Origin of the sequence: Bacteroides sp. Marseille-P8574, assembly GCF_902825465.1 — a bacterium.
Classification (GTDB): Bacteria; Bacteroidota; Bacteroidia; order Bacteroidales; family Bacteroidaceae; genus Bacteroides; species Bacteroides uniformis.
In genome coordinates this window covers 725,139-749,217 of record NZ_CADEBE010000002.1, presented here as the reverse complement: position 1 = coordinate 749,217, position 24,079 = coordinate 725,139, and the positions used below count along the sequence as shown (strand labels likewise).

22 protein-coding genes and 2 pseudogenes are annotated in these 24,079 nt (G+C 46.2%); 20 read left to right on the top strand and 4 right to left on the bottom strand.

Annotation, left to right across the window (positions count from 1 at the left end; translation table 11 throughout):
• Window positions 1-11 precede the first annotated feature (11 nt).
• Both HUX74_RS15745 and HUX74_RS15740 read left to right on the top strand, forming a co-directional pair.
• On the top strand, window positions 12-1,415 hold the full coding sequence (locus tag HUX74_RS15745) for a DUF4374 domain-containing protein (RefSeq protein ID WP_119962075.1): 1,404 nt from the start codon (window positions 12-14) through the stop codon (window positions 1,413-1,415).
• 7 nt (window positions 1,416-1,422) lie between these two features.
• A complete protein-coding gene (locus HUX74_RS15740) occupies window positions 1,423-2,598 on the top strand; it encodes a PepSY domain-containing protein (RefSeq protein ID WP_174646995.1) in 1,176 nt (391 codons plus the stop codon).
• 93 nt (window positions 2,599-2,691) lie between these two features.
• On the opposite strand, the gene HUX74_RS15735 is transcribed toward HUX74_RS15740, so the two are convergent.
• Complete coding sequence (locus HUX74_RS15735) at window positions 2,692-3,330, bottom strand: Crp/Fnr family transcriptional regulator (RefSeq protein ID WP_174646994.1); 639 nt, start codon at window positions 3,328-3,330, stop codon at window positions 2,692-2,694.
• A gap of 183 nt (window positions 3,331-3,513) precedes the next feature.
• Here HUX74_RS15735 and hcp point away from each other — a divergent pair, with 183 nt between their 5' ends.
• Window positions 3,514-5,163: a hydroxylamine reductase gene (gene hcp / locus HUX74_RS15730; RefSeq protein WP_174646993.1), complete on the top strand. Its 1,650-nt coding sequence runs from the start codon at window positions 3,514-3,516 to the stop codon at window positions 5,161-5,163.
• Window positions 5,164-5,203: 40 nt separating this feature from the next.
• On the opposite strand, the gene HUX74_RS15725 is transcribed toward hcp, so the two are convergent.
• A complete protein-coding gene (locus tag HUX74_RS15725) occupies window positions 5,204-6,079 on the bottom strand; it encodes a PfkB family carbohydrate kinase (RefSeq protein WP_061412187.1) in 876 nt (291 codons plus the stop codon).
• A gap of 144 nt (window positions 6,080-6,223) precedes the next feature.
• Between HUX74_RS15725 and HUX74_RS15720 the strand changes: the two genes are divergently transcribed.
• Together HUX74_RS15720 and HUX74_RS15715 are read left to right on the top strand one after the other, a co-directional pair.
• A complete protein-coding gene (locus tag HUX74_RS15720; RefSeq protein ID WP_174646992.1) occupies window positions 6,224-7,282 on the top strand; it encodes an MBL fold metallo-hydrolase in 1,059 nt (352 codons plus the stop codon).
• 94 nt (window positions 7,283-7,376) lie between these two features.
• Window positions 7,377-8,210 carry a DNA-formamidopyrimidine glycosylase family protein gene (locus HUX74_RS15715; RefSeq protein ID WP_131225308.1) on the top strand — a complete coding sequence of 278 codons (834 nt, stop codon included), beginning with the start codon at window positions 7,377-7,379 and terminating at the stop codon, window positions 8,208-8,210.
• Window positions 8,211-8,389: 179 nt separating this feature from the next.
• Here the strand turns inward: HUX74_RS15715 and HUX74_RS15710 are convergent, their stop codons facing one another.
• Window positions 8,390-8,965, bottom strand: a complete 576-nt coding sequence (locus HUX74_RS15710; protein ID WP_174646991.1) for a DUF4251 domain-containing protein — start codon at window positions 8,963-8,965, stop codon at window positions 8,390-8,392.
• A gap of 125 nt (window positions 8,966-9,090) precedes the next feature.
• Entirely contained in the window at window positions 9,091-9,816 is a 726-nt protein-coding gene (locus HUX74_RS15705) for an RDD family protein (protein WP_005831462.1), read from the bottom strand.
• A 100-nt stretch (window positions 9,817-9,916) separates the two neighbouring features.
• On the opposite strand from HUX74_RS15705, the gene HUX74_RS15700 reads away from it, so the two are divergent.
• From HUX74_RS15700 to HUX74_RS15630, 15 genes and pseudogenes are all read left to right on the top strand, one after another.
• On the top strand, window positions 9,917-10,879 hold the full coding sequence (locus tag HUX74_RS15700; RefSeq protein WP_117600339.1) for a stage II sporulation protein M: 963 nt from the start codon (window positions 9,917-9,919) through the stop codon (window positions 10,877-10,879).
• Window positions 10,860-11,804 (top strand): hypothetical protein, encoded by a 945-nt coding sequence (locus HUX74_RS15695; RefSeq protein WP_117600338.1) that lies wholly within the window; start codon window positions 10,860-10,862, stop codon window positions 11,802-11,804. Before HUX74_RS15700 ends, HUX74_RS15695 begins: the two co-directional genes overlap by 20 nt.
• A 9-nt stretch (window positions 11,805-11,813) precedes the next feature.
• On the top strand, window positions 11,814-12,428 hold the full coding sequence (locus HUX74_RS15690) for a DUF4129 domain-containing protein (protein ID WP_117689197.1): 615 nt from the start codon (window positions 11,814-11,816) through the stop codon (window positions 12,426-12,428).
• Window positions 12,425-13,648: a DUF4350 domain-containing protein gene (locus tag HUX74_RS15685; protein WP_117965320.1), complete on the top strand. Its 1,224-nt coding sequence runs from the start codon at window positions 12,425-12,427 to the stop codon at window positions 13,646-13,648. Before HUX74_RS15690 ends, HUX74_RS15685 begins: the two co-directional genes overlap by 4 nt.
• An 11-nt stretch (window positions 13,649-13,659) precedes the next feature.
• On the top strand, window positions 13,660-14,634 hold the full coding sequence (locus tag HUX74_RS15680; protein ID WP_117600335.1) for a MoxR family ATPase: 975 nt from the start codon (window positions 13,660-13,662) through the stop codon (window positions 14,632-14,634).
• Window positions 14,631-15,941, top strand: coding sequence for a DUF58 domain-containing protein (locus tag HUX74_RS15675; RefSeq protein ID WP_119962080.1), 1,311 nt, complete (start codon window positions 14,631-14,633; stop codon window positions 15,939-15,941). Before HUX74_RS15680 ends, HUX74_RS15675 begins: the two co-directional genes overlap by 4 nt.
• Before the next feature lie 158 nt (window positions 15,942-16,099).
• The gene (locus HUX74_RS15670) at window positions 16,100-16,993 is read left to right on the top strand and encodes an AraC family transcriptional regulator (protein ID WP_138345384.1); all 894 of its coding nucleotides are present in this window, start codon (window positions 16,100-16,102) and stop codon (window positions 16,991-16,993) included.
• A 50-nt stretch (window positions 16,994-17,043) separates the two neighbouring features.
• The gene (locus HUX74_RS15665; RefSeq protein ID WP_174646990.1) at window positions 17,044-17,826 is read left to right on the top strand and encodes a Cof-type HAD-IIB family hydrolase; all 783 of its coding nucleotides are present in this window, start codon (window positions 17,044-17,046) and stop codon (window positions 17,824-17,826) included.
• Window positions 17,827-17,870: 44 nt separating this feature from the next.
• A complete protein-coding gene (locus tag HUX74_RS15660; RefSeq protein ID WP_005832383.1) occupies window positions 17,871-18,449 on the top strand; it encodes a Crp/Fnr family transcriptional regulator in 579 nt (192 codons plus the stop codon).
• Window positions 18,450-18,513: 64 nt separating this feature from the next.
• Complete coding sequence (locus HUX74_RS15655) at window positions 18,514-18,936, top strand: GNAT family N-acetyltransferase (protein WP_138345388.1); 423 nt, start codon at window positions 18,514-18,516, stop codon at window positions 18,934-18,936.
• A 580-nt stretch (window positions 18,937-19,516) separates the two neighbouring features.
• On the top strand, window positions 19,517-20,803 hold the full coding sequence (locus tag HUX74_RS15650; RefSeq protein WP_174646989.1) for a site-specific integrase: 1,287 nt from the start codon (window positions 19,517-19,519) through the stop codon (window positions 20,801-20,803).
• Window positions 20,804-20,813: 10 nt separating this feature from the next.
• The gene (locus tag HUX74_RS15645) at window positions 20,814-21,848 is read left to right on the top strand and encodes a hypothetical protein (RefSeq protein WP_174646988.1); all 1,035 of its coding nucleotides are present in this window, start codon (window positions 20,814-20,816) and stop codon (window positions 21,846-21,848) included.
• A 221-nt stretch (window positions 21,849-22,069) separates the two neighbouring features.
• Window positions 22,070-22,378, top strand: a complete 309-nt coding sequence (locus HUX74_RS15640; RefSeq protein ID WP_122140564.1) for a DUF3853 family protein — start codon at window positions 22,070-22,072, stop codon at window positions 22,376-22,378.
• Window positions 22,379-22,389: 11 nt separating this feature from the next.
• Window positions 22,390-23,441: pseudogene (locus tag HUX74_RS15635) on the top strand (AAA family ATPase).
• Window positions 23,442-23,647: 206 nt separating this feature from the next.
• A pseudogene (locus HUX74_RS15630) lies at window positions 23,648-23,821 on the top strand (DNA primase); the annotation flags it as partial.
• Window positions 23,822-24,079: the final 258 nt, after the last annotated feature.

The following is a 24,079-nucleotide window of genomic DNA, read 5'->3' as shown; positions in this document are numbered from 1 at the left end:
AAGAAGAACAAATGAAGAAGAATTATCTTTTGTCCGGCCTCTTGGCAATGGCAATGACCGGAATGGCTTTAATTTCTTGTACAGACACAGACGAACCGGGTTCCGGCTCCGGTTCCGGTTCAAAGGGTAACTATGTGATAGCTGCCACGGCTACAGTTTCAGGTAGCTCCGTTCCTGTCCTGCTGACAGCCGAGTCACTGGAAAGCGGTGAAATTACTGCTGCCGGCAATGGCCTTGTGAACGATGGGGCTACTTACTGGGTGTTCTACGGAAACAAATATCTGTATGCCTTGAATTATCACCAGGGAAATGCAGGCACTACCCAGTCGTTCATTATGAATACAAACGGTGAACTGGAAAAACGTAGCCAGGAGTATAACGTCAATCGTTTCACTACCTACGGCTATTATGACCAATTTATAATGACGACTTCTACCGGCGACGGCCCTACGGAACTGAATGATGCAAATGGATATACTCCCCAATCTTTTTTGATTTCCTATCTGGATGTCGAGAAACAGACTTATACAAAGAACTCGGTAACAAAGGATACTCCATTTCTTGCCGAAAATTTCCTTGAAAATGGTGAATACGTAACACTGGCCGGTATAGAACAAGTGGGCAGTAAGGTTTATGCAGCAGCCATTCCCATGGGGCTTAGCCAGTATGGTTGCATGCAGAAGAATGAAGACGGTAGTTACAAGTGGGTGCTTTCCGGTAATGAGGATTTAATAAAGACAGAATCCGGCGGGCAGGGTAGCGGTGCCTATGAGAAGGACGAATTGCAATGGACCCAGTATCCTAATGAATGCCATATCGCTATCTTTGGTGATCAGACACTGAATTCTCATAAGGTCATCACTACAGACAAAATCAGTTATGCTGCCGGACGCATGAAGTCACAGTACTACCAGATGAACTGGCTTGCCGACGACGGCTATGTATATGTATTTTCTCCGAGCTATGCCAAGACCATGAGTGATTCGCGTCAGCAGACTACATTGCCTGCCGGAGTTGTACGCATCGATACCAAAGCAGAGGAATTTGATGCCGCCTATTACTATAATCTTGAAGAGAAAGCCAATGGCGCCTCTTTCTTGCGCACTTGGTATATTTCAGGTAATTATTTCCTGTTGCTGATGTATGATAAGGCAATTACGGCATCAGACAAGGTTGCCAACCAACTTGCCGTCTTCAATGCCTCCACCGGAGCTTTGACTTATGTGAACGGCCTTCCAAGCGATGTCTCCGGCTTTGGTAATACCCCGTACATGGAAAATGGCAACGCATATGTGGCAGTCACTACCTCTTCCGGCTATCCTGCCATCTATAAGGTAGACCCTGCCAATGCAACAGCTACCAAGGGTCTGGTTGTCAATGCAACCCAACTGAACGGTGTAGGTAAACTGGAATAAAGCTCCTATGAAGAAAGTTTTTCGTAAAATACATTTATGGCTTTCAGTCCCCTTCGGGCTACTGATTACCCTTATCTGTTTTTCCGGAGCCATGCTGGTATTCGAGACGGAGGTGATGGAGCTCTGCCGCCGCGACCTCTACTATGTGGAGAAAGTCGGGCCGGCACCGCTTCCCATGGGCAAGGTGGCCGAAAAAGTGGCCGCTACTCTGCCGGATAGTGTTTTTGTGACGGGTGTCACAGCCTCGTCTGCTCCGGAGCGTGCCTGGCAGGTGAACCTTTCCAAACCTCGTCGTGCTTCCGTCTATGTAGACCAGTATACGGGTGAGATAAAGGGCAAGTATGAGCGTGCGCCGTTTTTCACGACCATGTTCCGCCTGCATCGCTGGTTGCTGGACAGCATGAAGCCCGATGGAGGCATCTTCTGGGGAAAAATGATTGTGGGCACTGCCACGCTGATGTTTGTCTTTGTCCTGATATCGGGCATTGTCATCTGGTGGCCCCGTACAAAAAAGGCTTTGAAGAACAGTCTGAAGATTGTTACCAATAAAGGTTGGCGCCGCTTCTGGTACGACCTGCATGTGGCAGGCGGCATGTACACGCTGATTTTTCTGCTGGTAATGGCGCTTACGGGACTGTCATGGTCTTTCTCCTGGTACCGCACCGGCTTCTACAAAGTTTTCGGAGTGGAAACCACGCAAGGGGGTGGAGGACATGGTGCTTCGGCACAAACTGCTGCCCAGGGAGGAGAACGGGCTCAAGGCCGGTCTGGTGGCAGACCGGGAGGTGAGCATCGTGAAAGAAATTCTTTCTCTCCTTTTACAAGCTGGCAGAAGGTTTACGAAGAACTGAAGGAACTCAATACTGATTATAAACAGATTACCGTGTCCAAAGGCTCTGCTACGGTTTCTTTCAATCGGTTGGGCAACCAGCGTGCTGCCGACCGCTATACGTTCAATCCCCGTAGCGGTGAAATCACCGGGGCTACCTTATATAAGGATGCCGACGCTTCAGGAAAAATCCGTGGCTGGATATTCTCCGTTCATGTAGGCAGTTGGGGAGGGCTGACCACCCGCATATTGAGTTTTCTTGCCGCTTTGGTAGGGGCCAGCTTGCCGCTGACGGGCTATTATCTTTGGATTCGCAGATTGGTTCGGAAAGGCGGTAGGAAAGCGAGCATGTAATTAAAGAAAGTTGCTTAGAAAAAGCAGGCAGTTTTATAAAAGGATGAAGATGTCCGCAAGATGCGCAGGCGTGCGTGTTTTGTGGGCGTTTTTTTATAAATACTTTTGGGCGGAGATTTCATTTATCCGCATTTCCTTCTCTTCTATCCGGATGCATCCTTCGCTTGCCAGCTCCGATAAGGCACGTGCTAGCGAGGGACGAGCCACTCCCAGTATTTGTGCCACTTCCTGCTGGTTGAGTATCGTGCCATGCATGCGTAGATAGTTCAGTATGCGCGATTTTAGGCTTTGCAGGGCAAAGGCATTCAGCTTTTTGGAGAGAAACAGAGTTCTGTCCGATACCAGTTGCAGAAAGTTGCGCATCACAGTGGGGTGTCGATGCAGGAATTCCAGGAAGACATTCTTGTTTATGATGAGTATCTCACATTTCTCTTTTGCTTCGATATTTACCGGGAAGCGGTTTTCGGAGGCAAAGACAAAAGCCGGGGCAAGTAGTTGCGGGGCTTTCAGCGTTTCTATGGTGAGTTGTTTTCCCTCTGCACTGACCATTTGGGTACGCACACTGCCGCAGCACAATATGAATAGAGAACGGTATACTTCTCCCTGCATGGCAATAAAGTCAGCAGGTTTGTATTGCCTGCGTGCATGTTCGGGTGCCAGGATGAGGGATAATAATTCTTCTTCTGTTATGCCTTGAAAAGGAGGCATTTTCAATAATGTATGGATTTCCATTCTCTTTTTTACTTTTTTGTGATTCGATGTAACATTCGTGACAGTTTTCGCGTTGTAGAACTCTCATCTTTGCACAAAGATAATGCAAACCGAAAGTAATAGAAAATAAGCTTGCTTATTTTTATTGCTGAGGTGCTGCTTATCTTATGGAAAGATGATGTAAACTTTTAAATGAATAAGAATATGGAACCGAACATGTTTTGTTATCAATGTCAGGAGACAGCCAAAGGAACCGGCTGTATACTGAAAGGTGTATGTGGAAAAGAAAGTCATACGGCTCAAGCTATGGACTTGTTGCTGTTTGTGGTTAGAGGTGTCTCTGTCGTTGCCGATGTTTTGCGCAAGGCAGATTGTCCGGTCTCCGAAGAAGTGAATATCTTTGTGACGGATGCTCTGTTCTGCACTATTACGAATGCAAATTTCGATGATGAAAGCATTTTGAAGCGGGTAGATAAAGGAATCACCATGCGTAATGGATTGATTCAAGAGGCCAAGCATAACAAAGTGCTCTTACCCAAAGTAAATGAACTGACTTGGCAGGGAACGCGTGATGACTATGCCGGAAAAGCGAAGACAGTAGGTGTTCTGCGTGAACAGAATGAAGACCTCCGCTCGTTGAAAGAATTGCTTGTCTATGGCTTGAAAGGTATGGCTGCCTATCTGGAGCATGCTATGCGTCTGGGATTCAATGATGATACGGTTCATGTTTTCATGCAACGCGCACTGGCTACCATTGCGGTTGAGTCTCTATCGGCAGAGGAGTGGGTGAAGCTGGTTCTCGAAGCTGGTGAGTTTGGAGTAAAGACAATGGCTCTATTGGATGCAGCCAATACTGGTACTTACGGTAATCCTGAAATTACAAAGGTGAATATCGGTGTGAAGAACCGTCCGGGAATTTTGATTAGCGGCCATGACTTGAAGGATATGGAAGAATTATTGAAACAGACTGAAGGCACAGGAATAGATGTCTATACACATGGTGAAATGTTACCTGCTCACTATTACCCGGCTTTCAAGAAATATTCCCATTTTGTAGGCAATTATGGCAATGCCTGGTGGAAACAGCGCGAAGAATTCACTTCCTTCAACGGACCGATTCTGTTTACCACCAATTGCATCGTTCCTCCTCTGACAAATGCTGTGTATAAAGAACGTATGTTTACCACCAACTCTACCGGCTATCCGGGTTGCAAGTACATTGATAAGGATGCTGAAGGTAGGAAAGACTTTTCTGAAATCATAGAGATTGCCAAACAATGCCAGCCTCCGGTGGAGATAGAGCATGGAGAAATTATCGGCGGTTTTGCCCATAACCAGGTGCTGCAACTGGCAGACAAGGTGGTAGATGCCGTGAAGACCGGGGCCATACGCCGCTTTATCGTAATGGCAGGTTGTGACGGACGTATGAAGAGCCGTGACTACTACACGGAATTTGCCAAAGCCTTGCCGCAAGATACCGTTATCCTGACCGCAGGTTGTGCCAAATACCGCTATAATAAACTTGGTTTGGGAGACATCAACGGCATTCCCCGTGTATTGGATGCCGGGCAGTGCAATGACAGCTATTCACTGACGGTAATAGCCATGAAGCTGAAAGAAGTATTCCAGCTGAACGACATTAATGAACTTCCCATAGTCTACAACATAGCGTGGTACGAACAGAAAGCAGTTATTGTATTATTGGCATTATTGAGCCTCGGTGTGAAGGATATTCACTTAGGACCTACATTGCCCGCTTTCCTTTCTCCAAATGTCGTCAAGGTACTGGTTGATATGTTCCATATTGCAGGTATCGGTAGCGTGGAAGATGATTTGAAGAAATTCGGATTGTAAATAAGATGATGGGGTGATATCCTGCTATCACCCCATCATCTTATCCTCTTATCACATTATTTATCGCTTCCTCCGTTCCGCAGAACGGCCCGTGCGATTGTAGCTTTATGGTACACATGGCGGCGGCAAAGCATCCGGCTTCTCGATAAGACGCGCCTTTGTCGCGCATATACAGATATCCTACCATATAGGTGTCTCCGCATCCCGTTGCATCTGTAATCTGCAGGGCAGGGTAGGCGGGTATTTCGTGGAATTCTCCTTGGGCATAAATCAGCGAACCTTTATCTCCCAGGGTCAGCAGCACTTCCTTCACGCCCCAGTCTGCAATCAGCAATGCAGCTTCGTGCGGTTCACTGCATCCGGTCAGCACTTCCATTTCAGCTTCGTTGGCTTTCAGGATATGGATATACTTCAATGCTTCTTTCTTTTCCGGCCAGTCTACGGCCAGCACCTTTTCATTCTCCACCTTGCGGAGAAATCCTTGCACGTCTACCGAGAGGAGTCCCTTGCCGGACAAGAACTTGATGACCTCCAAAGAGAAGTCGTCGGCAAGCAGACTGCCCAAGTGGATAATCCGTGCATCGGTATCTTTCAAACCTTCCACGGTGAAAGGGTCTGCTTTTGCCGTGACACGTTGTGTACGTTCGTTTTGATTTTCTCCATAAATATTCTCGAAACAGACGGAATGTGTGCTGTGCAAGGCTTTGACGGAAATACCTTCTTTCCGAATGTCTTCCACAATGCCCATGTCAGTATCAGCCAAAGCTGTTACCAATAGAAAATCGTTAGCATTCAAGTGCTTGATGGCATGTGCGAAGTAGAAGGAGGTGCCTCCCGGCATATATATGGTATTTTTAGGGGTTACGACTTTATCTTGGGTAATATAGCCGATGCAACATAGACTGTGTGTGTTCATTTCTTTGTTGGCTTTTTATTTCTTTATTGTATTGATTCCGTAAATTGGGCGCGAAGATAGTGATTTAATAACAATTCGACTATATTTGCAGCTGTAAATGTAGCCTCATTGAATATGAATTCATTAAAAACGAAAAGAGTACGTATGATAGTTGGCATTATAGTGGGTATTATGGCTGTTGCGGTCATAGCGGGATTCGTTTTTGTCAATCAGCCGAGTTTCGGGAGGGCTCCTCAAGGAGAACGGTTGGAGAGGATAAAGAAGTCGCCTCATTACAAAGACGGAGAATTCCGGAATCTGCACAGTACGATGATGATGACTTCCCAAAAGGGACGTTTGGGAGCTTTCTGGGGATTCTTATTTAAGAAAGAAACCGATTTGCGTCCAGAAAAAGAGATTCCGGTTATAAAGACGGACCTCAGCAAGATAAGCAAGGACGAGAATGTATTGGTATGGTTCGGACATTCATCCTATTTTATCCAGGTAGACGGAAAGCGTATACTGGTAGACCCCGTATTTTGTGTGGCTTCTCCGGTTTCGTTTGTAAACAAGCCGTTCAAAGGGGCGGATGCCTACAAGCCTGCCGATATGCCGGAGATTGACTATCTGGTGATATCACATGACCATTGGGACCATCTGGATTATGAGACGGTGATGCAGCTGAAAAACCGGGTAGGCAAGGTGGTCTGTCCTTTGGGGGTAGGCGAACATTTCGAGTATTGGGGATTTGACAAATCATCCCTGGTTGAGCTAGATTGGTTTGAAGATACTGTACTGGATAAGGGATTTCTGCTTCATTGCTTGCCCGCCCGGCATTTTTCGGGCCGCTCGTTGAAGGCAAATCAGGCATTATGGGCTTCTTTCCTTATCGAAACCCCTTCGCAGAAGATTTATATGGGTGGTGATAGCGGATATGACACGCATTTTGCCGAAATAGGCAAGCAATATCCCGGCATTGACCTTGCCATATTGGAGAATGGGCAGTATAACGAAGATTGGAAATATATCCATACCATGCCCCAATATTTGGGGCAAGCGGCCAGGGACTTGAATGCGGAAAAGATTCTGACTGTTCATCATTCCAAATATGCTTTGGCTAGACACCGCTGGGACGAACCGCTGAAAAATGCCATGAATCTGAAAGAGAAAGACTCATTGAACGTGTTGATGCCTATTATAGGGGAAGTGGTCCGGTTAAAATAATGAGTGATATTGATTATAATACACCTGGCAACACGGCTATTGACGAGTTATTAACGGAAATATATATCCCTATCGAAAATAAAAGTAAGATAATATGTTAGAATTACCCGAAGTTATCACCTTGAGCAAACAAGTGAACAACGCCTTGAGCGGTAAAACAATCACGCAGGTATTTAATGCCACCAAACCGCATAAGTTTACGTTCTATAACGGTGAACCGTCGGAGTATGGTAAACTGCTCGTAGGCAAAACCATCCTTTCATCCGAAGGATATGGCATGTTTGTCAATTTCAATCTTTCGGATAATGTGATCATGAACATAGGCGACGGAGTCAGTGTCCGTTATTATAGTGCGGGAGATGAGATTCCTGCCAATTACCAGTTGTTGCTGACGTTTAATGATGATTCATTCCTTGTCTTCACGGTTGCAATGTATGGTTTTATCAATGTTTATCCTGATAGCTATATCGACAATAAGTACTATAAATTGAGTCGGGAAAGCATTTCGCCGTTGAGCGATAAATACACCGAAGCGGAATTTGAGAAACTCGTTGCCGAAGCAAAGAAGACCCTCTCTGCTAAAGCTCTATTGGCAACCAATCAGCATATTCCCGGTGTCGGTAATGGCGTAACGCAGGATATTCTGTTCAATGCACGGATAAATCCCAAACAGAAAGTGCTACTTCTGTCGGATAATCAGAAAGAAGTTCTTTTTAATGCTCTAAAAAAAACATTGGTGGATATGACTTCCGAGGGCGGACGCGATACGCAAACAGATCTTTATGGCAACGCCGGAGGTTACAAAACCATTCTTTCTGCCAAAACATGGAAGAATCCTTGTCTCCGTTGTGGCAGTACCATCATAAAAGAGGCTTATATGGGTGGTTCGGTATATTATTGCCCAACGTGTCAACAGATAAAAGAATAAATGTTCACATCTTCTTAGAATCCTTTATATGCAATACAAGGAATTAATAAACTGTTATACAGAATATTAATTCCTTGTATTGCATTCTATTAATTTCATGTCTACATGATATTCATATCCTGCGAACACGATATGAATATCTTCTTTTCTTCATACTTTGTACGGACAAAAGGAGCGTTTTATAAAGCCCGCCCTTTGTAAACGTTTGACTGGGACAATGGAACCAGGACTCCGTTCAGCGTCAGGGTATTCGAATTGAAGTTCGGGCTGATTCTTGCTGATGCATTATTGCCGCCGTTGGTCAGTGTGATATGCACTTGTGTGGATATTCCAATGCCTTGTACGCTGAAGCTGCAATTCACGTTTCCCTTTTTGTCGGTCGTGATTTTCATTTCCTTTCTGCTGCCGTCCACTGTGATGCCGCCTATTCCGTTGGGGCCTGCAAGGGCACTGTTGGCAGCTATTTGTACAGATGCGTGTTCACCGTCCATCATAACGAAGTTTGTTGTCGATGAAACAAATGCACTCCTTCCTCTCTTGAATACCAGCTGGTCTGCTTCCAATACAAACTTGCCCTCTTTCAATGCCTGGACGGCAATGGCATAGTTCCTTTCATTTTCCGCTTTTTCGCGTGCTTTCTGGGCTTCGCGTTGGGCTTTACGCTCTGCACGGCGTGTTTCGCTGCTACTCTGTGCATACATCAAGGTAGATGCACTTACCAATACCAGTGTGATTAATGTAATGATTCGTTTCATAATTGTTCTTTGTTATTTAGTTAAGACCTTCTGGCTAATTAACAAATGAAAAGCCAAAAAGATGCAGCTTGAATCTTAAATAAGCGTAAGACTTAACACTTCTTGGGTTTTGTTGGAAGTTTGTATTAAATTTCTTCCAAGGCATAATACTGGTAGTCCCGGAGAATGGTTTGAAGAAAGTTTTCCGGGTTACCGTCATGAGGAGTGATGGAGAGAAGTTCCTGCACTTTTTTCGCAAGGGAGGCAATGCGTCGTGTACGGTCTTTCTTACCCGATTGCAGGGTCCGAGTAATGACGTTGATTTGCTCCAATGACAAGTCGGAAGCTTGTGGATAGGTAGGCCGGTAGTCTTTGGTCAGGTAGTCGAACTCATCGAGGCTGACGTGTATCTTGCGGTAATTCTTTTCCTTGATTACCATGGTGCCGGCAGCAAGGTCGCCCATTCGCTGGCTGTTTTTGGTCAAAAGGACGACCAGAAGTCCCAGGCCACCGGTCACCGGTCCGTCGATAGGAAAGAGAAGCCATCGGAGCAGGTACGAGCCTATGCCGGGCGTGGAACCGTCTGCTTTTACGACACGGATGTTCATCAGCCGCTTGCCGAGACTTTGTCCCTGGTTGAACATTTCGCAGAGAAATGCGTAAAACAAGACCGGCAGGTAGACGATAGCGAGGAAGAAAAGCATCGTGAAATCAGAGGGCAGATGAATCCGTGAAAACAAGGCCAAAGTAGAAAATACATAGAATCCGAGCAGAATATAGTCTATGACCAGTGCAATGAGCCGTTCACCGATACTGGCAGGCGTTTGACTGATGCGGACAAACTGCCCGGTGATAATTGTAGATTCTGCCATTCCTGATAAAACATTTTTAGTATTTCATTGCAAATATATCATTATTCTCTTATTTTTGTTACCGATTTCAGACAAAACTTCTCTGAAATATTCATGGGGTATGAAAGAAGTGACGTTTATCCGGCGGAACATCGAAAAATGGAAACAAGCAGAAAAAATAGTGGAGCAGGCGGACAGTCTGTCTCCCGATGAGCTTGCCGACGCATATACGGAGCTTACGGCAGACCTGGCTTTTGCCCAAACGCATTTCCCCGCTTCCCGCATCACTATCTATCTGAACAATCTTGCCTCGGCATTGCACAACCGCATTTATAGAAACAAGCGCGAGAAATGGTCAAGAATTATCACCTACTGGACCCGTGAAGTGCCTTCGGCCATGCACGATGCACGCCGTGAGTTAGTGGCTTCCTTCATTATATTTGTGGTCAGCGCATTGATAGGAGTGGTATCTGCTGCCGGAGACCCCGATTTTGTGCGTTTGATTTTAGGAAACTCTTATGTGGATATGACTTTGAACAATATCGCTAATGGTGAACCCATGGCTGTATATAACGGTTCCTCCGAGTTCCCCATGTTTCTGAGTATCACGCTGAACAATATCATGGTCTCCTTCAACTGCTTTGCCATGGGGCTGCTGACCAGTTTTGGCACCGGATACATGCTCCTTAACAATGGCATCATGATAGGGGCTTTCCAAACCTTCTTTTATCAGCACGACTTGCTTTGGGAGTCCTCCCTTGCCATTTGGCTGCACGGGACACTCGAAATCTGGGCGATTATTGTAGCCGGTGCCGCCGGTCTTGCCCTGGGCAACGGATGGCTCTTTCCCGGAACCTATTCAAGGCTGGAATCTTTCAAACGGGGAGCCAAAAAAGGACTGAAAATAGTGGTGGGTACGGTACCCGTATTCATCATGGCAGGATTTATAGAAGGATTTGTTACCCGTCATACCGAACTTTCGGATGCTTTGAGGTTCGGCTTTATTCTACTTTCTTTGTCGTTTATCTTTTTTTATTATATTTATTTACCTAACAGAAAGAAGCATGGAAGCACAGAAACCTAAAATCGCACTGTATGTACAACGTTCTTTTGGAGAGAAACTAACTGCTACCTTTGATTTTATCAAAGAGAACTGGAAGCCGTTGATGAAATTCACTACATATCTGATGTTGCCGCTTTGCCTGCTTCAGGGGCTGAGCCTGAACGGGCTGATGAGCGGTACAATGGTTTTGGGTGATATGACCGGAGGCTCGTTCGACTCTTCTGTTGTCGGAGCGTCCATCATGGCGCTGGTGACTTATTACAGTCTGTATGCCGTTCTATATCTGCTGGGAACTGTCATGCTGACCTCTTTGGTCTACGCATTGGTCCGTACTTACAATGAACGGGAAGAACGCTTGGAGGGAGTGACGTTAGGGATGCTGAAGCCCTTGTTGTTCCGTAATGTCAGAAGGGTATTTCTGATAATGATTGTCAGTGTGCTTTTGGTGCTGTTTGTAGGGCTTATTGTTGGTTTTATAGCCACCATCATTCCGTTTATAGCGCTTGCGTTCTTGTTCGTTCTGCTCGTTGTGGTGGTGTCTGTGCCACTGGCTATTTGGGCTCCAGTCTATCTGTTCGAAGATATCTATATCATAGATGCCTTGAAGAAGGCCTACCGACTGGGTTTCGCTACCTGGGGAGGTATCGTACTGATTTCCATTGTTATGGGATTCATCGCCGCCATCTTGCAGGGAGTGACGATGATTCCATGGTATATCGGGACCATTGTGAAATATATCTTTGCAATGACTGATGCAGGTGGCGGTGCCACTGTATCGGCAGCCTATAGCTTTGTGCTTTATCTGCTGGCGGTGGTCCAGGCATTCGGCGTTTATATGTCCATGATTTTCTCATTGCTGGGACTGGCTTATCAATACGGTCATGCTTCGGAAAAGATAGATTATGTGATGGTGGAGAGTGATATTGACAATTTTGATAAACTCTGATAACGGACTATGAATATGGTTCCGGCTGATACACTGGTTTGTGATACTGCACAGATTGCCGTTTGGCAGTCCGACCCGGCGTTTGCTTACAGCCGTGAGCTGATAGCTCCCGAAATTAATGTACTTGAGTGGTTCAGCAGATGGTTCGGCAAGCTGCTGGACAAGATATTCGGGAATACGTTGGTGGCAGAATATTCGGAGGTCGTGTTGATATGCATTGCCATTCTTATCCTTGTATTGGTCATCTGGTTTGTGTACAAGAAGCGTCCGGAATTGTTCATGCATTCGCGCAAGAGTACCCTGCCCTATACAGTGGGGGAGGATACCATCTATGGAGTGGATTTTGCGGAGGGAATTGCCGATGCGCTTGTCCGGACGGATTATCGGGAGGCGGTGCGTTTGCTCTATCTGCAGACGCTGAAACAGCTCAGCGATGGAAAACGTATAGACTGGCAGTTATATAAAACGCCTACACAATATATCTATGAAGTCCGTCTGCCAGCTTTCCGCCAAATGACCAGCCATTTTCTACGGGTACGTTACGGAAATTTTGAAGCGACCGAAACATTGTTCCATGCGATGCGGGATTTGCAGAAAGAAGTGGAGAAAGGAGGGATGGCATGAAGGGGAACCATTGGTTTATAGCCGGTATCATTGCTTTTCTGGTGTTGATGTTTGCGATAGAGTGCCGTCTGCCGAAGAAGTTTGTCTGGAACCCTACGTTCAGCCATTATGACAAGCAACCGTTCGGCTGTGCCGTGTTCGATAGCCTGGTGTCTTCATCGTTGCCGAAGGGATATTCGTTGTCGAGAAAGACTTTTTATGAGCTGGAGCAGGAAGATACGACGCTTCGCCGCGGAATACTGGTTGTTACCGATAACCTGCATCTGACGGATGTAGATGTGGAGGCGATGTTGAAGATGGCGGGACGGGGAGACCGGATTATGCTGGCGGGGAGCTCTTTCAGCCGTATTTTGAAAGATACGCTGGGATTTGAGTGCAGCTATTCCTATTTCAGTCCGTCGGCTTTGAAAAAATATGCCACTGCATTGCTCTCGAAAGACAGTTTGTGCTGGGTGGGGGATTCGGCGGTTTATCCGCAGCAGACTTTCTGTTTCTATCCCCAACTTTGCCAGTCTTATTTCTTTGCAGATTCCATTTCTTGTAAAGTGTTGGCGGAAAAAACTGTTACCGGAGAAGCTGCTCATCCGGTTGCCATGTCAGTTTCTTGGGGAAAGGGGGAGGTTATACTGGCTTCCACTCCCCTGCTTTTTACGAACTATGGTGTGCTGGATGGGAAGAATGCGGCTTATCTTTTTCGTATATTGTCCCAAATGGGTGGATTTCCCATTGTCCGTACCGAAGGCTATATGAAAGAAACAGCCCAGGCACAGATGTCTCCTTTTCGCTATTTCCTTTCGCAGCCTCCGCTTCGCTGGGCATTGTACTTGAGTATGGTTTCCATCCTGCTCTTTATGATATTTACAGCCCGTAGGAAGCAGCGTGCCATTCCCGTTATCCGCGAACCGGAGAATAAGTCTTTGGAGTTTGCAGAGTTGATAGGTACCCTTTATTATCAGAAGAAGGACCATGCTGACTTAGTCCGCAAGAAATATCTCTATTTTGCGGAGGAACTGAGGAGGGAAATGCAAGTGGATGTGGAGGAAGTGGCAGAGGATGAGCGCTCTTTCGGCAGGATTGCCCGGAAGACGGGTATGGAAGCGGGGGAAATTGCCGCATTCATCCGCGAGGTGAGGCCGGTGGTGTACGGAGGGCGCAGCATCTCTGAGGAGGAGATGAAACGGCTTGTCGATAAAATGAATGAAATAATCAATCATATATAAAGAAGATATTTATGGAAGAGAACACAGAAAAACGGGTGGACTTGACTCTCTTTTCCGAGAAGATACAAGCGTTGAAGGACCGGATTGCTACGGTCATAGTGGGGCAGGAGCAGATAGTGGACCTGGTACTGACGGCTGTCCTGGCAAACGGCCATGTGTTGCTGGAGGGAGTGCCGGGGGTGGCAAAGACGCTGCTTGCCCGTCTGGTTGCCCGTTTGATTAAGGCGGATTTCAGCCGCATTCAGTTTACTCCGGACTTGATGCCGAGTGACGTGTTGGGGACTACGGTCTTCAACATGAAAACCAATGACTTTGACTTCCATCAAGGACCGGTATTTGCCGACATCGTGCTGGTGGACGAGATAAACCGTGCTCCTGCCAAGACGCAAGCCGCCTTGTTTGAGGTTATGGAAGAACGGCAGGTCAGCATTGACGGCACCACGCATCAGATGGGAGAACTCTATACGATTCTGGCAACCCAGAATCCGGTGGAGCAGGAGGGTACTTATAAATTGCCCGAAGCGCAATTGGACCGTTTTTTGATGAAGATAACCATGGGATACCCTTCGTTGGAGGAGGAGGTGGATATTCTGGAGCTTCACCACACGAATGCTTCGCTGGTGAAGCTGGATAGTCTGACGCCTGTCCTTACAAAGGAAGAACTGCTGTCATTGCGCAGGCTGATGGAGCAGGTGTTTGTGGATCGTACACTGCTTCAATACATCGCGCTGATAGTGCAACAGACGCGTACCAGCAAAGCTGTGTATTTAGGAGCCTCTCCACGTGCATCTGTGGCAATGATGCAGGCTTCGAAGGCGTATGCACTGTTGCAAGGACGTGATTTCGTGACACCGGAGGACATAAAGTTCGTTGCTCCGTATGTACTTCAGCACCGCCTGATATTGACGGCAGAAGCCGAGATGGAAGGTTATTCACCGGTAAAAGTGACGCAACGTCTGATTGATAAAGTGGAAGTTCCGAAATGAGACTGGGCCGCCGCTTCTATATGACTCTTGTGCTGATTATCCTGCTGATGGGTATCGGGTATGCTTTTGCTCCGTTCTTTACAATCGGGCAGTGGGCGCTGTTTGTCCTGGCCTTGTCGGTGCTGGTGGATGGGGTTATGCTCTATCGCGTTCGTGGCATCCGGGCTTTCCGTCAGTGCGCTACCCGTTTCTCCAACGGAGATGAGAACGCTGTGAACATACGTGTGGAGAGCAGTTATCCGTATCCGGTAGCTGTGGAAGTGGTGGATGAGATTCCTTTTGAATTCCAGTTGCGGAATGTTGATTTCAGGATGAAGCTCCGGGCGAGTGAGGGCAGGACGATTACCTATCATCTGCGTCCCACGCGGCGGGGGATTTACTCTTTCGGACGGATTCGGGTGTTTGTGGCAGGCAGGATGGGACTGCTTTCCCGCAGATATACTTGCGGTGCTCCTCAGGATGTCAAGGTATATCCGTCCTATCTGATGCTTCATCGGTATGAGCTGCTGGCCATCAGTGACAACCTGACCGAGCTGGGGATAAAGCGCATCCGCAGGGTGGGGCATCATACGGAGTTCGAACAGATAAAGGAGTATGTGAAAGGGGATGATTACCGCACGATAAACTGGAAGGCGAGTGCCCGGCGGCACGAACTCATGGTCAATGTCTATCAAGACGAACGTTCCCAGCAAATCTATAATGTGATAGACAAGGGGCGGGTTATGCAGCAGGCATTTCGCGGAATGACTTTGCTCGACTATGCAATCAACGCCTCCCTTGTCCTTTCATACGTTGCCATGCGGAAGGAGGATAAAGCCGGACTGGTGACGTTTAACGAGCACTTTGATACATTTATCCCCGCTTCCCGACAGCCCGGACAAATGCAGGCGTTATTGGAGAACCTTTACAGCCAGCAGACTACTTTTGGGGAGACCGACTTTTCCTCATTGTGCGTACACTTGAACAAGCATGTCAACAAACGGAGCCTTTTGGTGCTGTACACCAACTTTTCCGGTATAAGCAGCCTGAACCGCCAACTGGCTTATCTACAGCAGTTGAACCGTCAGCACCGGTTGCTTGTCATCTTCTTTGAAGATACCGATTTGGAAGAGTACATCGCCACGCCTGCAAAAGATACGGAAGGTTATTACCGTCATGTCATTGCCGAGAAATTTGTATTTGAGAAGCGGTTGATTGTTTCCACCTTGAAGCAGCACGGCATCTGTTCTTTACTGACTACACCGGAGAATCTTTCTGTCGATGTGATAAACAAGTATCTGGAGATGAAGTCACGTAACCAGATATAAAGACAGTAACTAAGGTTATATAATCCGTAATAAGGGTAGTGAAAGTATCCGGATTTTCCTCTAATTTTGTAATTGGGATATTGTGAACGTTTGGAAAACATATCCTTAACGATTTTAGATATCTGAAGTTGCAATAATTGAGAATGGCTTTATAGGTGATGAAAGACAATACATTGGACATAAAGACTGTATGTGAGTGTAACCGGTGTTTGGGATGCAAAACGCTGCATCCCCAGGTAAGCATTATTAATCTGGAAAATCCTAATGTGTATCAGGATGCCGTGAAGTTTGAGTTCTATGCTATCCTGCTGATAGAGGATTGTGAAGGGGGATGCGACTGTTGCGGGCGGAAATATTATGATTATTCCAATGCTACGATGGTATTTCTTACTCCCGGCGAGATATTCCGGATGAACAAGAATAATACGCTTCCGGACAAAGGCTGGCTGCTGGCATTTCATCCCGATTTATTGCTTTGTACTACGTTAAAGAATCATATCGACAACTATACTTTCTTTTTCTACCGCAAAGAGGAGGCGTTGCATCTGTCACAGCGCGAAACGGCCAAAGTGACGTGTTGCCTTGAGAATATCGAGGATGAACTTCATCATTCCATTGATACGCATAGCAATACCATTCTGTCCCGTCACATCGAATTGCTGCTGGATTATTGCTCACGTTACTATGAGCGGCAATTTATCACCCGTGAGAATAAGAACAGGATGATTCTAGGGAAAATGGAAGGGATATTGGATGAATATATCACTTCCGGAAAGTTGCAGGAGGGGAAGCTGCCCACTTCCGGGTGCTGTGCCGAAAGACTGAATCTTTCGACGGCTTACTTTGATGATTTGCTGAGGTTTGAAACCGGCAAGACATTGGCTGAACATTTTCAGCTCAAATGCTTGTATACGGCCAGGAAGATGTTGTCGGAAGGCGGTAATACACCTGCTGCCGTAGCGCGTCGGCTGGGCTATCCGAGTGTGCAATATTTCAGTCTGGTGTTTAAGAAAGCAACGGGAGTTACACCGAATGAATATAGATATTCATAAAATTGAGATGAGGGAAATATATATAATTTATTAGACCAAAATATTTTATAATGGAGACCAAAGCTATATTTTTAGATGTAGACGGAACATTGGTGAGTTTCGACACTCACCGCGTTCCGCAGTCGGCTATCGAAGCGTTGCAGCAAGTTCATGAATCCGATATAAAAATCATAATAGCAACTGGGAGGGCGTTTACCGATCTTCACGAACTTGAAGAGATTCCATACGATGCAGTGATAGCTTTGAATGGGTCCGATTGTGTACTGAGAGATGGCACTCCTATATCTCGTAAACAGATTCCCGAAAAGGATTTTCAGAGGGTACTGGTATTGGCTCAACATTATGGGTTTGCTCTGGCTATCGAAACGAATAAAGGTATTTTTGTCAACGAACTCAATCCGACCGTCGTCGAATTGGCCAGGCTGGTCAACCACCCTACACCGCCGGTGGCAGACATTGAAAAGGAATTTATGGGAGGCGGATGCTGTCAGTTATGCATATATTGTGATGAAGAAATGGAAAAAGAAGTTATGGCAAAACTTCCCGGACTTTCTGTTTCCAGATGGAACCCTTTCTTTGCGGATGTCAATGTGACGGGAGTAAACAAGGCTATGGGTATCAATGAGTTTGCTTCCTATTATGGATTTGATGTTTCAGGAACCATTGCTTTTGGTGATGGTGGGAATGATATTTCCATGATTCGTGCAGCCGGGATGGGAATAGCTATGGGAGGAGCTTCCGAGGCTGTGAAAAGCGTTGCCGATTATATAACGGAGACGGTGGATGAGCATGGTATCCGGAACGCTCTGGTTCATTTTGGTATTGTGGAATAAAAATCGGCTGTCAAAACTTATGAAAACTATAGTCAGTGAATATTATGCTTTTAGAAAAACTGCTTAAAGAATTTAATTTTAGCATCAATACTTTTAATTTGGAGGAATCTAAGTTATTTGACCGATATTTTGAGCGGATATTGATTGGTAAAGATACATTTTTGATTAAGGAAGGAGAAATAGAAAGATATAGTTATTTCGTTTATGATGGGATGTTACGTTGTTGGCTTTTGAATCATAAAGGGGAAGAGCAGATTTTTTGGTTTTGTAAAGAAGGTACGTTTTCAATGTCGAACATATCTTTTACCTTACAAACAAAATCTGCATTTAATGTGCAGACAATTGTAGATAGCGTTATTTACCGAATAGACAAGAAGCGAGTAGATGAACTGTATACTGCTATTCCTAAGGTGAAAACCGTATTTGAAGATTTGAATGCCATACTACTGAATAAACTCTTGAAAAGAAATATCGACTTGATTAAATATTCTCCTGAACAGTATTATCTACAGATGATTGAAGAATATGGCATTACATTAAACTATATCCCACTCAAAGATATAGCTTCTTATTTGGGTATCACGCCGCAAGCACTAAGCAGAATCCGTAAACGTATTTTTTAACCTGGGTTCAGTGCATTGAATGTATAAGTTCCGAACTTTGCGGCTTTAAATAGCAATTACAATTATGATTAGAAAAATTAAAGTTACGGATTATCCACGTTTGATGGAAATTTGGGAAAGTGCAGTATTGAGTACACATGATTTTCTTAAAGAGGAAGATTTTCTGTACTATAAGGAACAGCTTCCGGTATATTTTCAGTATGTCACTCTATTCGGATTTGAACAGGAGGGAATCTTAATCGGATTTATGGGAATTGCAGAAGGAAATCTTGAAATGTTGTTTATTGACAATAATTATCGAGGCACAGGAATTGGGAAAAAACTGGTTACTTATGCCATAAATCATTTGCAGGTAACGAAAGTCGATGTGAACGAGCAGAATATTCAAGCTGTCGGTTTTTATAAATATATAGGCTTTAACGTATACAAAAGGTCCGATTTGGACGGAGAAGGTAAAGAGTATCCTATTTTACACATGCAGTTGTAGCCCGCATCCAATTTTAAATAAAGATGTAATTGACAGCACTACTTTTTCTTTTCATTTACAGATTTAATTTCTGATAGTAAGAACTTAACGATGCTTTTTTACCCTAATATCTATTAACACCGATTTAGGGCTTATTCTTCACTTTCTTCGTACAAATACTGCATTTAAGGGGGCAATCCCGTTGCATGCAGTGTCGGAAGTGTGGCTTTTACTCTCCGGATGTGGGTACTTTTTCCCTTGATGTTCTATGTGTAATGTGGAGAAGCTTGATGTATAATTCCCAAATCCTTATCATAAAACCTCCGTGATAAAAAGTATGGGATATTATGGATTCTGCCTATATCTTCTTCAGGTCTTACCCTTATCCAGGGGGCGATCTATCCATTCATTGCTGCTCAGTTTCTTATTCGCGGTGCGTAAGGTACTTTAACCTGCGATTTTACAAAATATCATAAACTTGTAACTATCTACTAATAAACAGCTTATTATGATTGGTATATATCGTAAAATATCACCTAAAATCTTTTGTTATCTCAATAATTGGGTGTATATTTGGGTGTTAATTTAATTACACCCGAATATGAATATCAAGAGAAACATCATCTTTTCTTTGGAAAGCCGGAAGAAGAACGGCGTACCAATCGTGGAGAATGTGCCTATCCGTATGCGTGTGATATTTGCCAGCCAGCGCATCGAGTTTACAACGGGCTACCGCATCGACGCAGCCAAATGGGACACAGACAAACAACGTGTAAAGCCGGGCTGCACCAACAAGCTGAAACAGAGCGCATCCGAAATCAATACCGACCTGCTGCGCTACTATACGGAAATACAGAACATCTTCAAGGAGTTTGAGGTTCAGGGAACCATGCCTACCACCGCACAAGTAAAGGAGGCTTTCAACAGCCTGCACAGCGAAAAGAGGGAGGAAGAACAGCAGAAGCCCCTGACGTTCGCACCTATGGAGGTATTCGGGGAGTTCATCAAGGAATGCGGGACACAGAACGGCTGGTCTGATGCCACTTATGAGAAGTTCGCCGCAGTGAGGAAACACCTTGAGAAGTTCGACAAGGAACTGACCTTCGAGGCACTGGACGAACCCAAGCTGACAAGCTATGTGAATTTCCTCAAGGATGTGGAAGGCTTGCGCAACACGTCCACCATGAAGCAGATAGCCTACCTGAAATGGTTCCTACGGTGGTGCACCAAGAAAGGGTACTGCATGAACAACGCCTACGAGAGCTTCAACCCGAAGCTGAAAAGCGTCCAAAAGAAGGTGATATTCCTCACATGGGAAGAACTGAACAAGCTGAAAGACTACAAAATACCCCCGACCAAGCAATATCTCGAACGGGTAAGGGACGTCTTTCTGTTCTGCTGTTTCAGCGGGCTGCGCTATTCGGACGTGTACAACCTCAAACGGAGCGACATTCGGGACGGGTATATAGAAATCACCACCGTAAAGACTGCCGACCGCCTTGTCATCGAACTGAACAACCACAGCAGGGCGATACTTGACAAATACAAGGACGTGGAGTTTGAAGGACACAAGGCGCTCCCGGTCATCAGCAACCAAAAAATGAACAACTACCTGAAAGAACTGGGAGAACTTGCGGAAATCAACGAGCCGGTAAGCGAGACCTACTACAAGGGCAGCGAACGTATAGACACCATCACACCCAAATACGCGCTGTTGGGCACCCATGCCGGAAGACGGACATTCATCTGTAACGCTTTGGCATTGGGCATCCCCGCACAAGTGGTGATGAAATGGACGGGGCACAGCGACTACAAGGCGATGAAGCCCTACATAGACATAGCCGATGACGTGAAGGCGAACGCAATGAGCAAATTCAACCAACTGTAACTATCACACTATGGACGAAAGAATAACATCAATGATACCCCGCTACGGGAAACTCAACAAGATATACACCGAAATAATGTCCGGCGGCAGTTTCTCTTTTGAGAAGCAACAGTTCATTTCTGATTTTTACAGAGAGTACGGGGACACGCAGACCTTTGAAACCGCACTTATCAGCCTCATGCTTGAAGCGGACGCCGCGCACTTCTCCATATTGCTGAACAGCCTGAAACGAGAGATTGAGAGCAACATCTCGACTTACAGCGCCTGCAAGGAGTTTTTTGACTGCCTCGATACCGGATATGTCTGCCGACAGCATGAAGAGCGCTTCGACTGGAGCATCGACAGACAGATGAAAGTCACAAACGGATATTACCGAGAACTCATGGCAGCTAACGGCTCTTTGGAAGCAGTAGGTTTCAGGGAACACGACCGTCAGGAAGAGGAACTGCTGGAAAGAAGGTACGACCGATGCAAACGGGAATACGACAAGGAGAAAGCCAAACTGGATGAACTGTACAGGCAGAAGGAGCAGGCAAGACGGGAAGCCCTGCAATGCCTGCAAAACCGTTGCGGGGACATTTGCAGGCTGGGAGGCTCACTATTGGCAATCCTTGATAAATACCTGACCGACCAAAAGAAAAAGGAGGGGGAAGAAAAGGAAATTCCCTCATCCGGTACCACCCCGGCAAGCCCACCCGCCTATTTCCCCATGCGACTGCTGTCAGCCATTTATGAGAAATGCAACGACAAACAGTTTGAAGCCGTTCCCGAAGCCGATTTCTACGCCGGAATGAACTTGCAGCCATGCAGGAACAGGCTGAAGATAAGACCGGGAGAAAAGGCGCGTGTATGCTACCTGATATTCCTCATGAGTGAGACCCTCTCCAATCAGGACAGAGAGAAGTGGAAGGATGAAATCATGAGATTGCTGGATATAGACATAAAATATTACAAATCCAAATACAAGGCACCCGTTCCCCGTACAGATTTAGCCAGTGACAGCAATCAGGAATTTGCCAAGGAAATGCGGTTAATATTCCGATAGCCGGTGATATGTCCCGACATTCCACGACACGACCACTTTTACCACTCAAAATAATTTCTACCACCTTTTATTACTTACTGATACTTAATAAGATAGCGTGATACCCCAATCACGCTATCCACATCCTTACCACCCGTACCCGGAACTAACTTTGCACTGTTCGAACGAGGTAAAAAGCCCATGCGCAGGGCTTACAGTACAAACGTTAATTTCATTCTGATATGGAAATTAGAGACCTTTTATCAAAGCCCGTATGGCAGATGACGGGCGAAGAGTTCATATTCCTGAACCGCCATGCCTTGCAGGGAAGCGAAACGAAGCCAGCCCAGCCAGCAGCCGGCAAGGACAAGAAATACGTGTACGGGATAGGCGGCATAGCCCGTCTGTTCGGGTGCAGCATACCCACTGCAAACCGCATCAAGAAAAGCGGGAGGATAGACAGAGCCATTACGCAGATAGGGCGCAAAATCATCGTCGATGCGGACATGGCACTGGAACTGGCAGGACGTAAAAGCGGGGGACGCAGATAGGGAGGTGCCATATGGAAAACAAGGAAAGAAACATCACGCCCGAAGAGGCGATAATCCTATGGCATGCCTCGCGGCTTGACCTTTCGGAAGACTATGAGCAGGCACCCGAAATCCTGAAAGTGCAGGGCTCCGTCATCGGCACGCTGGGAAACTTCAGCGCGTCAATCGGAAAAGCCAAAAGCAAGAAAACATTCAACGTCTCCGCAATCGTGGCGGCTGCGCTGAAAAACGGGACGGTACTGAACTATACGGCGGAACTGCCCGAAAACAAGCGGAAAATACTCTATGTGGACACCGAACAGAGCTCCTACCACTGTGCGAAAGTGGCAAGGCGCAGCCTGCGCATGGCGGGACTGCCGACAGGCAGCAACCATGAGAACCTCGAGTTCCTCGTCCTGCGGAAATACACGCCCGAAGAGCGCATAGCAATCGTGAGGGAGGCAATCTACCGGACTGAAAACGTCGGGCTGGTAATCATCGACGGAATACGGGACATGGTGTACGACATCAACAGCCCCGGCGAATCCACGAAGGTAATCTCCCTGCTGATGACATGGACGGGGGAAAGGAACATCCACATCCATACCATACTGCACCAGAACAAGGGGGACGAGAACGCAAGGGGGCACATCGGAACCGAGCTAAGCAACAAGGCGGAAACGGTGCTGCAAGTGGAGAAGGACAGCAAGAATCCCGACATAAGTACGGTCAAAACCGCACATATCAGGGCGGTGGACTTCGAACCGTTCGCATTCCGCATCAATGAGGAAGCATTGCCCGAGCTGCTGGAAGACTACCTGTTCAAGGACAAGGAGAGAAGTTCGACCCGTACAAGGACATCACCGAGCGGCAGCACCGCATCGCACTGGAAGCGGCGTTCACCCTGAAAGACGAATACGGCTATCAGGAACTTGCGGAAGCCTTGCAGGAAGCATACGCCTCTGTCGGTGTCACGCTTGGAGACAACAAGGTGGTAAAACTCATCACCGTACTCAAAAGCAAGCGGATGATAGTGCAGGAGAACGGCAGGAAATACACCTTCAACCCTGACTTCCACTATTAGCGGCACAGACCGGAAACCACTTTACTTTAGTCAGGGTATATATATATGTCAGAGTAAAGTGAAGTGTTCCGGTTGCTGATAAAAGCACTTTACTTTATTCCCGTACCATATATATACGGAAATAAAGTAAAGTGGATACAGCCCGTAATATACGGAAAGGTACGGGCGAAAAGAAAAAAACAATATCCACTTAAACAGAAACCTACATGAATACGAATGAAGCGAAACAGATACGCATAGAGGAATATCTGCACAGTCTCGGCTACGACCCGGTAAGGAAACAGGGCGACAGCCTATGGTACAAGTCACCATTCAGGAATGAACGGGAACCGTCCTTCAAGGTCAACACGGAACGCAATCTATGGTACGATTTTGATGCGCCCATATAGGCTACACAATAAATATCTCTATGGCAAGAGATTAGGTTAGAGTTCAACAGACCTATCCTCAACGACTTAGCTGGAGGAGAAATCCAAAGGTGACAAAAGCATGTCGGTAAAGTCATTAGTCAGCTAAATACCAAGCTGCGACTGCATGGCGAGAGGAAAAGACAGACACAAGGATGAAGCCTGATTGGTTGAACGATAGTTCTGCTGCACACGTACCAGCCCCGACGAAAGGTATTTGATTCACGTCGG

What these genes read in the sequence shown, in the direction of transcription:
- HUX74_RS15740 (WP_174646995.1), top strand. Translation starts at nt 1,423, where the DNA reads ATGAAGAAAGTTTTTCGTAAAATACATTTATGGCTTTCAGTCCCCTTC.
- HUX74_RS15665 (WP_174646990.1), top strand. Translation starts at nt 17,044, where the DNA reads ATGGAGACCAAAGCTATATTTTTAGATGTAGACGGAACATTGGTGAGT.
- HUX74_RS15670 (WP_138345384.1), top strand. Translation starts at nt 16,100, where the DNA reads ATGAAAGACAATACATTGGACATAAAGACTGTATGTGAGTGTAACCGG.
- HUX74_RS15645 (WP_174646988.1), top strand. Translation starts at nt 20,814, where the DNA reads ATGGACGAAAGAATAACATCAATGATACCCCGCTACGGGAAACTCAAC.
- HUX74_RS15640 (WP_122140564.1), top strand. Translation starts at nt 22,070, where the DNA reads ATGGAAATTAGAGACCTTTTATCAAAGCCCGTATGGCAGATGACGGGC.
- hcp (WP_174646993.1), top strand. Translation starts at nt 3,514, where the DNA reads ATGGAACCGAACATGTTTTGTTATCAATGTCAGGAGACAGCCAAAGGA.
- HUX74_RS15655 (WP_138345388.1), top strand. Translation starts at nt 18,514, where the DNA reads ATGATTAGAAAAATTAAAGTTACGGATTATCCACGTTTGATGGAAATT.
- HUX74_RS15675 (WP_119962080.1), top strand. Translation starts at nt 14,631, where the DNA reads ATGAGACTGGGCCGCCGCTTCTATATGACTCTTGTGCTGATTATCCTG.
- HUX74_RS15705 (WP_005831462.1), bottom strand. Translation starts at nt 9,816, where the DNA reads ATGGCAGAATCTACAATTATCACCGGGCAGTTTGTCCGCATCAGTCAA.
- HUX74_RS15695 (WP_117600338.1), top strand. Translation starts at nt 10,860, where the DNA reads ATGGAAGCACAGAAACCTAAAATCGCACTGTATGTACAACGTTCTTTT.
- HUX74_RS15720 (WP_174646992.1), top strand. Translation starts at nt 6,224, where the DNA reads ATGATAGTTGGCATTATAGTGGGTATTATGGCTGTTGCGGTCATAGCG.
- HUX74_RS15715 (WP_131225308.1), top strand. Translation starts at nt 7,377, where the DNA reads ATGTTAGAATTACCCGAAGTTATCACCTTGAGCAAACAAGTGAACAAC.
- HUX74_RS15660 (WP_005832383.1), top strand. Translation starts at nt 17,871, where the DNA reads ATGCTTTTAGAAAAACTGCTTAAAGAATTTAATTTTAGCATCAATACT.
- HUX74_RS15685 (WP_117965320.1), top strand. Translation starts at nt 12,425, where the DNA reads ATGAAGGGGAACCATTGGTTTATAGCCGGTATCATTGCTTTTCTGGTG.
- HUX74_RS15680 (WP_117600335.1), top strand. Translation starts at nt 13,660, where the DNA reads ATGGAAGAGAACACAGAAAAACGGGTGGACTTGACTCTCTTTTCCGAG.
- HUX74_RS15650 (WP_174646989.1), top strand. Translation starts at nt 19,517, where the DNA reads ATGAATATCAAGAGAAACATCATCTTTTCTTTGGAAAGCCGGAAGAAG.
- HUX74_RS15690 (WP_117689197.1), top strand. Translation starts at nt 11,814, where the DNA reads ATGAATATGGTTCCGGCTGATACACTGGTTTGTGATACTGCACAGATT.
- HUX74_RS15710 (WP_174646991.1), bottom strand. Translation starts at nt 8,965, where the DNA reads ATGAAACGAATCATTACATTAATCACACTGGTATTGGTAAGTGCATCT.
- HUX74_RS15725 (WP_061412187.1), bottom strand. Translation starts at nt 6,079, where the DNA reads ATGAACACACACAGTCTATGTTGCATCGGCTATATTACCCAAGATAAA.
- HUX74_RS15700 (WP_117600339.1), top strand. Translation starts at nt 9,917, where the DNA reads ATGAAAGAAGTGACGTTTATCCGGCGGAACATCGAAAAATGGAAACAA.
- HUX74_RS15735 (WP_174646994.1), bottom strand. Translation starts at nt 3,330, where the DNA reads ATGGAAATCCATACATTATTGAAAATGCCTCCTTTTCAAGGCATAACA.
- HUX74_RS15745 (WP_119962075.1), top strand. Translation starts at nt 12, where the DNA reads ATGAAGAAGAATTATCTTTTGTCCGGCCTCTTGGCAATGGCAATGACC.